This window comes from Streptococcus cristatus (assembly GCF_003943505.1).
Taxonomy (GTDB): domain Bacteria; phylum Bacillota; class Bacilli; order Lactobacillales; family Streptococcaceae; genus Streptococcus; species Streptococcus cristatus_E.
In genome coordinates this window covers 110,682-121,930 of sequence record NZ_RJPS01000005.1, presented here as the reverse complement: position 1 = coordinate 121,930, position 11,249 = coordinate 110,682, and the positions used below count along the sequence as shown (strand labels likewise).

Genomic DNA, 11,249 nt, shown 5'->3' with positions numbered 1-11,249 from the left:
CTGATGGACCAGTTCTTTCTTTTTGCAGGGAAAGCTGTTCAATTTGCCACTTGTCAAGTCTGTACTTTTCGAGTATGATAAAGACAGTTAGATTATTCGTAGTTTGCTTTTAGAGAAAGGATTATTTATGACAGAAGAATTGCTAGCTTATAAACGCATGCCGTTGTGGACGGCTGAGACAATGCCAGAAGCTGTAAAGAGAAAGCACAATACCAAAGAGGGAACTTGGGGCAAAATTACTGTTCTCAAGGGACGTCTTAAGTTTGTCGAGATGTCAGAGGAAGGTAAGGAGCTAGCTGAGCACATCTTTGAAGCTGGTCAGGACAATCCTTTTGCCCAACCCCAAGCATGGCACCGTGTTGAAGCCTTGACAGATGATTTGGAGTGGTACTTGGAGTTTTACTGTCGGCCTGAGGATTATTTCCCTAAGAAATACGGTAGCAATCCAGTGCACTCAGAGGTTTTGGAAGCTATGCAGACGGTACGGCCAGGGCGGGCCTTAGATCTAGGCTGCGGTCAAGGTCGCAATGCACTCTTTCTTGCTAAGCAGGGCTTTGAAGTAACGGCCGTAGATCAGAATGAGCTGGCACTGGAGATCTTACGGAGCATTGTCGAGCAGGAAGATTTGGATCTGCCAGTGGGGACTTATGATATCAACTCAGCTAGTCTGACTCAGACTTATGATTTGATCGTTTCCACCGTTGTTCTGATGTTCCTGCAGGCAGAGCGGATTCCAGATATTATCCGCAATATGCAGGAGCAGACAGCACTTGGTGGCTACAATCTCATCGTCTGTGCTATGGATACAGAGGATTTCCCTTGCTCTGTTCCCTTCCCATTTACTTTTAAGGAAGGGGAGCTTACGGAGTATTATAAAGACTGGGAGCTGGTCAAGTACAATGAAAATCCTGGCCATCTCCATCGCCGTGATGAAAACGGCAATCGAATTCAGCTCCGCTTTGCGACTATGCTGGCTAAAAAAGTGAGATAAATTCTTTGAAGCTCAAGTCGGCTCTGCCAAAATCTTTAGTGAATTGCTTATAAATATTTTATAGCGGGATATTTTCTGATAAGACAAAAAATAATAGCCGTTCCTCTAAATAAGATGGGGCTATTTTTTTGTTTATCTGCTCTGATTTGATAAAAAAGTAGAGGAAATATAGATTAGATAAAAAATATACACAATCTTGTGTAAACGCTTGCAAAAAATTTAGAAAGAGAGTATACTAAAATAGGAATGTTAAGGTATTACGGTTTATGTTGTTTAGACTGGGAGTTGATTCCAGCCCCGCAGATAGTCAAAAGGAGATAGACTATGAAGAAAATACTGCTCAGACTAATGTTCCTTGCAATGTTAGTTGCTCTTTTGCCTGTTCATGTGGCACAAGCGTGTTCTGCTTTTATTGTCGGTAAAGACCTAACAGCAGATGGCTCTACTCTATTTGGTCGGACAGAGGACTATCCATACGCCCCTGACGGCGGTAGGCACAATCAAAACTATGTAGTTGTGCCAGCTAAGACCTATAAAGATGGCGATAAGATAGAAGATGAATCAAATGGCTTTACCTATCCGCATTTGGCGAATGAAATGAAATACACAGCTGTCTACGACTCTGATCGTGACAACGGAAGTAACGGAAACTTCGCTGCGCATGGCTTTAATGAACTTGGTGTAGCTATGACAGCGACCGTTTCAGCAACACCAAATGATAAAGTGCTAAAAGAAGATCCACTTGTAAAAGATGGTCTTCCAGAAGCATCATTAGTTGACCTTGCTTTGCCTCGTGCAAAAACAGCACGTGAAGTTATTGAGACAGTTGCGAAAGTTCTGGACGAAAAAGGATCAGCAGAAGGAAATATCATCGTTGCAGCAGATAAGAATGAGCTATGGTACATGGAAATCCTGTCTGGTCACCAATATGTAGCCATCAAATTCCCAACGAATAAGTATGCTGTCTTTGCGAACACTTACTATCTTGGTCACGTTGACTTGAACGATAAGGAAAATGTCATTGCTTCTAAAGATGTGGAAGAAGTAGCTAAAAAAGCAGACAACTATAAGACTGACAAAGATGGCAACTTTATGATTGCTAAATCTTACGGACCTGATGAATACATGGAACGTAACCGTTCACGGACCTATGCAGGTATCAAGTGGATGGATCCACAAGCAAAAGTAAATTATGACGATGAAGCTTTTGATCTCTTGCGCGAACCAACTGATCCAAATAAGAAATACACTGTTCATGATGTAATTGCTGAGCAACGGGATCGTTTTGAAACTTTGCCACAATATAAAGCAGATGACTTAGTTGAAGTCGGTAAGAAGATCGATGGTAATGTTTACAAATATGCGCTAGGTAACGAAAACGTAATCGACGCCCACGTTTATCAAATCAAACCAAACCTACCAAATGCCTTTGGCGGTGTTATGTGGCTGGGTCTGGCACAAAGTCGCAACACACCATATGTACCATTCTATGGTAATGTAGAAGATACTTACGAAGCTTTCAAGAACCGTTCTACTAAATATGACGGAAAATCTTGGTATTGGACTGTTTGGCATATTGACCAAATGGTTATGAAATATCCAGAAATCTTTGGTAATAGTATCCAAGAAAAATGGAAAGCAAAAGAAGCTGAATGGGATAAAGAACAGACCGAACGCGACGCCAAATATGCAAACTACACAGATGAACAAGCCAAAGCCGCTGGACCAGAAGTGACGAAGGAAGCCTTGGAACGCTCAGAAAAAATCTTTAAGGAAATCAAAGCAGTCGAAGCAGAGATGGAAGAAAAGATTAAGAAGGAAAAAGGTAAAGATGCAGATCTTGTCTATACAGGCTATAATAAAGCAAACCTCCTAGCAGAAGCAGAAAAAGGAAAATCAGCGGACAAAGCTAGCGATACGAAGAAAGATAGCTCAAGTCAAACTACTTGGATTGTCATAGGCGTATTGGTTGTGCTAGTTGGTGGATTCTTCGGATACAAACAATTTAATAAGAAGAAGGAGGAAGAATAAATTTTGAAAGAGAAGCTAGAAGTTTAAGACTTCTGGCTTTTTTCCTCTCTCAGATAATAAACCTATATCCTAAAATACTTAGTAAGGAGATGAGGATGGAAGATTAGAATTGTCAAAAAACTAGGCTTCATCTTGCTTTTAGCGGTAAATTGCTATAAAATAGATAGGGTTAAACATCAATACTTTTATATTGCAAATAGGAGAAAAGATGATAAAAAAATTAAAACGTCCAGAGGTGCTGTCACCAGCTGGTACGTTAGAAAAGTTAAAAGTAGCTGTTCGCTATGGGGCAGATGCTGTTTTTATTGGTGGTCAAGCCTATGGTTTGCGCAGCCGTGCGGGGAACTTTACTTTTGAGCAAATGGAAGAAGGTGTCCAATTTGCGGCTGAGCATGGTGCCAAGGTCTATGTAGCGGCCAATATGGTCATGCACGAAGGAAATGAGGCTGGAGCTGGAGAATGGTTCCGTCGTTTGCGAGACATCGGGATTGCGGCCGTTATTGTTTCTGACCCAGCCTTGATTGCGATTGCAGCTTCTGAAGCACCTGGTCTGGAGATTCATTTGTCAACTCAGGCTAGTGCAACCAACTATGAGACGCTTGAGTTTTGGAAAAATCTTGGTTTGACACGGGTCGTTTTGGCACGTGAGGTTTCCATGGCTGAGCTAGCTGAGATTCGCAAGCGTACCGATGTAGAAATCGAAGCCTTCGTTCATGGAGCGATGTGTATTTCTTACTCTGGCCGTTGTACCCTTTCCAATCACATGAGTATGCGTGATGCCAACCGAGGCGGTTGTTCGCAATCTTGTCGCTGGAAATACGATTTGTATGACATGCCTTTCGGACAAGAACGCAAGAGTTTGAAGGGTGAAATTCCAGAAGAATTCTCTATGTCAGCTGTTGATATGTCCATGATTGATCATATTCCTGATATGATTGAAAATGGTGTCGATAGTTTGAAAATCGAAGGTCGGATGAAATCCATTCACTACGTTTCTACAGTGACCAACTGCTACAAAGCAGCCGTGGATGCTTATTTGGAAAGTCCAGAAAAGTTTGAATCTATTAAGCAAGATCTAGTAGATGAAATGTGGAAAGTAGCTCAACGTGAGCTGGCAACTGGTTTTTACTACCATACGCCAACTGAGAATGAGCAGCTTTTTGGAGCCCGTCGTAAGATTCCAGAATACAAATTTGTAGCAGAAGTAGTTGCTTATGATGAGGCTACACAAACTGCGACCATTCGCCAGCGGAATGTTATCCATGAAGGCGATCAAGTGGAATTCTATGGACCTGGTTTCCGTCATTTTGAAACCTACATTACTGACCTCCATGATGAAAAAGGAAATAAGATTGACCGTGCGCCAAACCCAATGGAATTACTGACGATTACAGTTCCGCAGCCAGTCCAACCTGGTGACATGGTTCGTGCCCGCAAGGAAGGTTTAATCAATTTGTATAAAGAAGATGGCACTAGTGTGACTGTTCGGGCTTAATCAGGCGCGAAAGTTGGAGAATTGTGCTTATCAAGTAGATATTGCCTACATGGTGGATACGAATAGATAGTGGAAGACCTTATTCTAAAAATTCTGCTATTGCTTTTAAAAAATAAAACTCTTCAAATCGCTTTTGATTTGAAGAGTTATTTTTTGAATTTGCGACTTTCGAGCCGAATATCTTTCTTTTGGGCTTCACGGATGTTATTGGGAACTAGACTGATGCGATGGATATCAGGCACACGGATGATGGTCGTCATGCTTTTTTTGAAATTTTTGACAATCAACTGCTGGCGGTCACGGTCATATTTGACAATATCTCCAGTAAAATTTTTATCCAGAAAAATAACATGGACACCAGAATTTTTCCGCAGAGCCAAGTCAATTGTATGTAGGATATGACTCTTGTCGTCCTCTTCCTTATCTGTCTTTTTATAGTTAATGAACTCATTCGTCTTTTGTAAAATCATTTCGAGATATTTTTTCATAGATAAAATCTCCATAACTTGTTACAATATATTATATAATAAAATAAGTAAAAAAGTAAAATCTTTTACGAATAATGAGATAGAAAGTAGAAAAGAGGTAAAGTATGGCAGATTTTAAATTTGAAATCGAGGAGAAATTGCTCGTTTTATCGGAAAATGAAAAAGGCTGGACCAAGGAGCTCAACCGCGTAAGTTTTAACGGTGCGCCTGCCAAGTACGATATCCGAACTTGGAGTCCTGACCACAGCAAGATGGGCAAGGGAATTACCCTTTCCAATGAAGAGTTTCAAGTTCTTTTGGATGCATTTAAAAACGGATAGAGAAAACTCTATCCGTTTTTCTATTTCTCTAAAAAATAGGGATGAAAAGCTAGGCTTCTAAATATAGGAATGCTGATGAGCGTGATGGCTACAAGTTTTAAAAGATCTGGAAGAATGAATGGTGTGACACCAACAGCAATGGCTTTAGAAAATTCCATGTTAGCCAGAAAATGAAGTCCGATTACGCCACCGACAAAAACCAGTGCATCTCCGAGCAGGTTAGCCAAAAAGATCGTGTAAAACTTGCTATCCTTACTTATCAAACTGGAAGTAATCAGCGCAAAGAGCAGATATGCCCAAAGATAGCCTGCGCTTGGACCAAAGAGAGCCTGAAATCCACCGCTTCCTCCAGCGAAGACCGGTAGCCCAATAGCTCCCAGCAGCAAATAGAGCAGAACAGACAAGACAGCTTCGCGTGTTTTGAAAATGGTTGCAATTAAACCTACAGCAAAGGTCTGCAGCGTGATGGGAATGGTCCCAATAGAGAAACTAAGCTGGGAGAGTACAGCTAGGAAAGCGGCTCCGATAGCTGGGAGGGCAAGAAGAAAAGCTTTGTTNTTGTTCATAATAGTAAACCTCTTTTTAAAATTATGGTAACTATTNTAAATCAAAATAAAAAAAAGTCAAGTCTTTTNACATCAGACTAGACAGTTGTTTGTTTATTTCCGCTTTTTGCGGCTCCGAATGAGGAGGAAGATAAAGGCGATTAACCCAAAAATATTAAAGAAAATAATTCCCAGAGCAGCTAATAATTTTTTCGTTTTGCTCATTTCCAATCCCCTTTCTCTTAGTATTTCTTACTATCATATCAAAAATACGGTTTCTTGAATAGCAGAAAGGGTAAAAGATGGCTAGGGAGTCATGAATATTTTAATAAAATAGGATTATCTAGACAAGTTACAATTTATAAGCTTGTCTAGAAGAAGTGAACCAACTAAATAAAAAAGAGGAAGATTCTTTACATAAATCTTCCTCTTTTTTAGAAATAATTTAGAATTTCTTGAATGATAATTGAATTTTGTACTTTAAAATAAAGTAAGAAGTCAAAGAACAAAGCCAGATAGTGTGACTAGCTCTAACCAAATGGCCTAAGACTTCTTTCTTACAAAAATGTAAGATAAAAATCAAAAATGAAAGGATAAGTTATGGTTGCCTTCTCTTCTTTATTTTATTATAATAATGAGCTTTAGAAAGGCCAAAGAAGAAGCTTTTAGCGCATGGTGACAAATTCTTCGGAGCCAGTTGGGTGAATGGCAACAGTCGCGTCAAAGTCGGCTTTGGTAGCTCCCATCTTAATAGCAACAGCGAAGCCTTGGATCATCTCATCTACGCCATAGCCAATACCGTGGAGGCCGACAACTTTTTCATCGTGACCAGCAGTGATAAGTTTAAACTTGGCTTGCTGGCGGTGCTGGGTGACAGCTGAGTACATAGAGGTAAAGCTAGAGGTGTAGACATGAATTTGCTCAACACCATAATCTCGAACAGCTTCTTCCTCCGTCAGCCCCACTGTTCCAATAGCGGGATGGGAGAAGACGACAGTAGGAATCGTTGAGTAATCCATTTTGGCATCTGTCTTGCCGTTAAAGAGGCGCTCAGACAGGGTGCGTCCAGCCTTGATTGCTACTGGCGTCAGCTCTTTTTCGCCCGTCACATCGCCTAAGGCATAGATGCCAGGTACGACAGTATTTTGGTATTCATCTACAGCGATGAAGCCGCGGTCATTTAGGGTAACCCCTGCAGCATCAAGATTGAGGCCTTGGACATTTGGCTTACGGCCAATAGCCCAAATGATCCGCTCAGCAATATGGCTACTGCCGTCTTGGAAGTAGAGTTGTAGTTGACCATCAGGAAGTTTTTCCACTCGTTCGGGTATCTTGTGAGCATGGAGACTAGGACCAGATTTTTCCATCTCTGCCACCAGTCCATCAATCAGATAACTATCGAAATTGCGGAGGGGACGGTCGCGGCGGACAAAGAGATCCGTCTTGACACCTAGAGTATGGAGGACACCAGCAAGCTCTACAGCGATATAGCCTGCTCCGACAACGGCAACAGACTTGGGAAGTTCTTCCCAAGCAAAGACATCATCAGAAGTCTCACCGTATTCGGCACCGGGAATCTGAGGGATGGCTGCATGAGCACCGGTTGCAATCACGATGTGTTTGGCGCGAATCAGCTCTCCATTGACTTCGACTGTGTGCTTATCAACGAAATGAGCGCGACCTTCGATCAGTTCAACGCCGTTGCGTTTGAAGCTTCCATCATAGGATGAGCGAGCGCGGTCAATGTAGGCTTCTCGGTTTTTTCGCAAGGTGGCAAAGTCAAATTGCTGATTTTCTGAAGTAAAGCCATAGTCTGGTCCGTAGTGTTGGATGGCCTCAGCAATCTGAGCACCGTACCACATGATTTTTTTAGGGACACAACCGACATTGACACAGGTTCCCCCTAATTTCTTTTCTTCAATGACAGCTGCTTTAGCGCCATGCTCACCAGCCCGATTCATGGTAGCAATGCCCCCGCTGCCACCGCCAATTGCAATAATATCGAATTCTTTCATAGTTAGATAGACGCTCCTTTAATCAATATGAAGTAATTGTACCTTTTTTAGAAAATGAATGCAAAAATCTGCTATGATTTAGAGATCCTGCAGCTTTTTTAGAGGAAAAATGGTCTTTTAGGGATTTTGTCCCTTTTCCTATCACAATATGATAGGTTATGATATAATGTAGTATAAAAGAAAAATGGTTTTCATCAAGAGGAGGAAAATAGATGAAAAAGCTGAAAAAATGGCAGCTATTTAGTATTATCGGAGTTGCTGTTGTAGTTGTATTGGGAGCAATTTCTGCAATAGTCCTGAGCAATCTTAGTTCTACAACAGAACCTAAGGAAGTTACACCAATTGTGCAGCAGGCAAAAGAAGGTAGCATAGCCTCATCTGTCCTGTTGACGGGAACTGTAACGGCTAACTCAGAGCAATATGTTTATTATGATGCTACCAAGGGCGACTTGGAGTCCGTCCTAGTCAATGTTGGCGACCAAGTAGCTGTAGGCCAAGCACTTGTTCAATATAAGAGCACAGAAGCTCAAGCAAACTATGATGCCGCAGTTCGTGCTGTCAATAAGGCTGACCGTCAGATTAATGACTTACAGACAAATGGGACAACAGTAGAAAAAACTGGTGATGAAGAGACGGATAGTAAATCCCTTGCTTCTGCCCAACGTACCGTCGATTCTCAACTGGCTGATTTGCGTGATGCACGTTCAGATGCTGTGGACAATATGAACAAGTCTCAAGCTCTGTTAAATGCAGCGACTGTTACGAGCACTGTTGAGGGGACAGTAGTGGAAGTAAACCGCGATGTATCCAAATCAACAACAGGAACCAACCAAACCTTGGTGCACATCGTCAGCAACGGTAGTCTTCAAATCAAGGGAGAACTCTCTGAGTACAATCTGGCTAATTTGTCAGTTGGACAAGAAGTAAGCATTACTTCTAAAGTATATCCTGACAAAAAATGGACAGGTAAAATTAGCTATATTTCCAACTATCCTAAGGACGGACAGCAAGCTTCATCAACCAATACAGGTGGCGCGGCTTCCTCTGCAAAATATCCATTTACCGTCGATATTACAAGTGAAATTGGTGATTTGAAGCAAGGTTTCTCTGTCAGCGTTGAAGTGAAAAACAATACAAAAGGGATTCTTGTACCAGCAAGCAGTATTATCTCAGACGGAGACAAGAACTACGTTTGGACTGTTGAAAAAGGTAAAGCAAAGAAAGTGGAAGTGACCTTAGGGAATGCTGATGCTGAAAATCAAGAAATCTCATCTGGTTTGACAAAAGACAGTAAAGTTATCACCAATCCAACAGATAGCTTGAAAGATGGTCAAGAGGTGAAAGCGGATGAAAAAACTCATTGATCTACGGAATATTAATAAAACCTATCGGAATGGTGATCAAGAACTTAAAGTTTTAAAAAATATCAATTTGACAGTTGAAGAGGGCGAGTTTGTGGCTATCATGGGGCCGTCTGGTTCCGGGAAGTCCACCCTGATGAATATTATCGGGATGTTGGATCGTCCGTCTACTGGCGAGTATTTTTTAGGAAATGAAGATGTTGCAAACTTGGGTGATAAGAAGTTAGCCAAGGTGCGAAATAATCAAATCGGCTTCGTTTTTCAGCAATTTTTCCTCTTATCTAAATTAAATGCCCTTCAAAATGTAGAACTACCGTTGATTTATGCGGGGGTGTCACAAGGAAGTCGCAAAAATTTAGCTAAGCAGTATTTAGAAAAAGTAGATTTGGGTACTCGTATGACCCACTTGCCGTCAGAGCTGTCTGGGGGGCAGAAGCAACGTGTTGCCATTGCGCGTGCCTTGGTAAACAATCCTTCGATTATTCTTGCCGACGAGCCGACAGGAGCCCTCGATACCAAAACTGGCGAGCAAATTATGGAACTCTTGACGGAGTTGAACGCTGAAGGAAAAACGATTATCATGGTTACTCATGAACCTGAAATTGCTGCCTATGCTAAGCGTCAGATTGTCATTCGTGATGGAGTCATCTCTTCAGATAGTGCTGAGAAGGAGGAACGTGATTAATGCAAAATTTTAAATTTGCCATTAGTTCCATTCTTGGGCATAAGATGCGGGCTTTTCTGACCATGATTGGGATTATCATCGGTGTTGCGTCTGTTGTCGTCATCTTGGCACTGGGAAATGGAATGCAACAGGGAGTCACCAAGAGCATCACAAAAGAACAGAAGTATGTCAGCTTGCTTTATTCTCCCACTAAAAATAATTATACGATGGGAGTTAATTTGATGGAGGTCAATGGTGGTCAAGATGCAGATAGTGAGATACTAGAGGAACCACCTGTTGTCCAAGAATCTTGGGTTAAGGAACTATTGAAGATTGACGGAGTCAAGGGCTATTATGTGACCAACGGTTCGACAGCTGACTTTTCTTATCAGAACAAGAAGTCTGATAAGGTCAACATTACGGGCGTGAATGCTACATTCTTTAAAATTAGAAAATATGAGATTTTAGCTGGACGGACTCTCCTGCCTAGTGACTATCAAAGTTTTTCTAATGTGATGATGATTGATGAAACAGTGGCAACCAGCCTGTTTGGAAGTAGTGCAGAAGCCCTGAATAAAATAGTTTCAGTCGGTGACAGTAACTATCGGGTTGTTGGTATCTATAAGGATCCCAATGCTGGTCAGAGCATGAGTATGAGCTCAGGTAGCGCCCTGATGGCTAATACACAGGTGGCATCTGAATTTCATACAGATGAAATTGCAACTGTCTATATCTATGTACCAGAAGTGGATCGCATCAATGAAGTTGGTGTAGAAGCGGCCAAAGAATTGACTGCTCTTTCAGGGGCTCGTCAAGGAGAATATCAAATCCTAAATATGGATACCTTGCTGGAGCAGTACAATCAAATCACAGGAACGATGACCGGTGTTATCGGAGCTATTGCAGGAATTTCCCTTTTTGTTGGTGGTATCGGTGTGATGAATATCATGCTAGTATCCGTTACAGAGCGGACACGGGAAATTGGTTTGCGAAAAGCTCTTGGAGCAACGCGTGGAAATATTCTCACGCAGTTCTTGATTGAATCCATGGTGTTGACCCTTATCGGTGGCCTGCTTGGTCTTAGCCTTGCCTATGGAATCAATGCTCTGCTAGCTGCAGTCGTGCCTGAAAACGTATTTGGAGGCCCACCGGTTGTCTCTGTTACTGCAGCAGTTGGAAGCCTTGTCTTCTCAGCCATGGTTGGTATTGTCTTTGGTATCTTGCCGGCTAATAAAGCCTCTAAACTAGATCCAATTGAAGCGTTGAGATATGAATAATGTTATCAAAAGTCTGGGAAACCAGACTTTTTGTCATGCAAAAAATCCCGATGGAATTCCAG

At 41.7% G+C, this 11,249-nt stretch carries 10 protein-coding genes; 7 read left to right on the top strand and 3 right to left on the bottom strand.

The features are described 5' to 3' along the window. Window positions 1-127 precede the first annotated feature (127 nt). From tehB to D8792_RS05950, 3 genes are all read left to right on the top strand, one after another. Window positions 128-991, top strand: coding sequence for an SAM-dependent methyltransferase TehB (gene tehB / locus D8792_RS05960; protein ID WP_125373297.1), 864 nt, complete (start codon window positions 128-130; stop codon window positions 989-991). 324 nt (window positions 992-1,315) lie between these two features. After that, entirely contained in the window at window positions 1,316-3,022 is a 1,707-nt protein-coding gene (locus D8792_RS05955; protein ID WP_125373296.1) for a C69 family dipeptidase, read from the top strand. Between the two features lie 208 nt (window positions 3,023-3,230). Further along, on the top strand, window positions 3,231-4,517 hold the full coding sequence (locus tag D8792_RS05950; protein WP_125373295.1) for a peptidase U32 family protein: 1,287 nt from the start codon (window positions 3,231-3,233) through the stop codon (window positions 4,515-4,517). Between the two features lie 146 nt (window positions 4,518-4,663). Here the strand turns inward: D8792_RS05950 and D8792_RS05945 are convergent, their stop codons facing one another. After that, window positions 4,664-5,020 carry a hypothetical protein gene (locus D8792_RS05945; protein ID WP_125373294.1) on the bottom strand — a complete coding sequence of 119 codons (357 nt, stop codon included), beginning with the start codon at window positions 5,018-5,020 and terminating at the stop codon, window positions 4,664-4,666. Window positions 5,021-5,109: 89 nt separating this feature from the next. Between D8792_RS05945 and D8792_RS05940 the strand changes: the two genes are divergently transcribed. Beyond that, on the top strand, window positions 5,110-5,325 hold the full coding sequence (locus D8792_RS05940; protein ID WP_005590703.1) for a YdbC family protein: 216 nt from the start codon (window positions 5,110-5,112) through the stop codon (window positions 5,323-5,325). A gap of 20 nt (window positions 5,326-5,345) precedes the next feature. On the opposite strand, the gene D8792_RS05935 is transcribed toward D8792_RS05940, so the two are convergent. Next, window positions 5,346-5,891, bottom strand: coding sequence for a biotin transporter BioY (locus tag D8792_RS05935; protein WP_125373293.1), 546 nt, complete (start codon window positions 5,889-5,891; stop codon window positions 5,346-5,348). 644 nt (window positions 5,892-6,535) lie between these two features. After that, window positions 6,536-7,885 carry a glutathione-disulfide reductase gene (gorA, locus tag D8792_RS05930; protein WP_125373292.1) on the bottom strand — a complete coding sequence of 450 codons (1,350 nt, stop codon included), beginning with the start codon at window positions 7,883-7,885 and terminating at the stop codon, window positions 6,536-6,538. Between the two features lie 212 nt (window positions 7,886-8,097). On the opposite strand from gorA, the gene D8792_RS05925 reads away from it, so the two are divergent. The 3 genes from D8792_RS05925 to D8792_RS05915 are packed head-to-tail and all read left to right on the top strand — an operon-like array spanning window position 8,098 to window position 11,187. Beyond that, the gene (locus tag D8792_RS05925) at window positions 8,098-9,249 is read left to right on the top strand and encodes an efflux RND transporter periplasmic adaptor subunit (protein ID WP_125373291.1); all 1,152 of its coding nucleotides are present in this window, start codon (window positions 8,098-8,100) and stop codon (window positions 9,247-9,249) included. Then, window positions 9,233-9,931 carry an ABC transporter ATP-binding protein gene (locus tag D8792_RS05920; RefSeq protein ID WP_125373290.1) on the top strand — a complete coding sequence of 233 codons (699 nt, stop codon included), beginning with the start codon at window positions 9,233-9,235 and terminating at the stop codon, window positions 9,929-9,931. Before D8792_RS05925 ends, D8792_RS05920 begins: the two co-directional genes overlap by 17 nt. Then, window positions 9,931-11,187: an ABC transporter permease gene (locus D8792_RS05915; RefSeq protein ID WP_005590694.1), complete on the top strand. Its 1,257-nt coding sequence runs from the start codon at window positions 9,931-9,933 to the stop codon at window positions 11,185-11,187. The genes D8792_RS05920 and D8792_RS05915 overlap by 1 nt, the downstream gene beginning before the upstream one ends. Window positions 11,188-11,249: the final 62 nt, after the last annotated feature.

Coding starts and splice junctions, on each gene's coding strand:
- tehB (WP_125373297.1), top strand. CDS start 128: ATGACAGAAGAATTGCTAGCTTATAAACGCATGCCGTTGTGGACGGCT.
- D8792_RS05920 (WP_125373290.1), top strand. CDS start 9,233: ATGAAAAAACTCATTGATCTACGGAATATTAATAAAACCTATCGGAAT.
- D8792_RS05955 (WP_125373296.1), top strand. CDS start 1,316: ATGAAGAAAATACTGCTCAGACTAATGTTCCTTGCAATGTTAGTTGCT.
- D8792_RS05940 (WP_005590703.1), top strand. CDS start 5,110: ATGGCAGATTTTAAATTTGAAATCGAGGAGAAATTGCTCGTTTTATCG.
- D8792_RS05915 (WP_005590694.1), top strand. CDS start 9,931: ATGCAAAATTTTAAATTTGCCATTAGTTCCATTCTTGGGCATAAGATG.
- gorA (WP_125373292.1), bottom strand. CDS start 7,885: ATGAAAGAATTCGATATTATTGCAATTGGCGGTGGCAGCGGGGGCATT.
- D8792_RS05945 (WP_125373294.1), bottom strand. CDS start 5,020: ATGGAGATTTTATCTATGAAAAAATATCTCGAAATGATTTTACAAAAG.
- D8792_RS05950 (WP_125373295.1), top strand. CDS start 3,231: ATGATAAAAAAATTAAAACGTCCAGAGGTGCTGTCACCAGCTGGTACG.
- D8792_RS05925 (WP_125373291.1), top strand. CDS start 8,098: ATGAAAAAGCTGAAAAAATGGCAGCTATTTAGTATTATCGGAGTTGCT.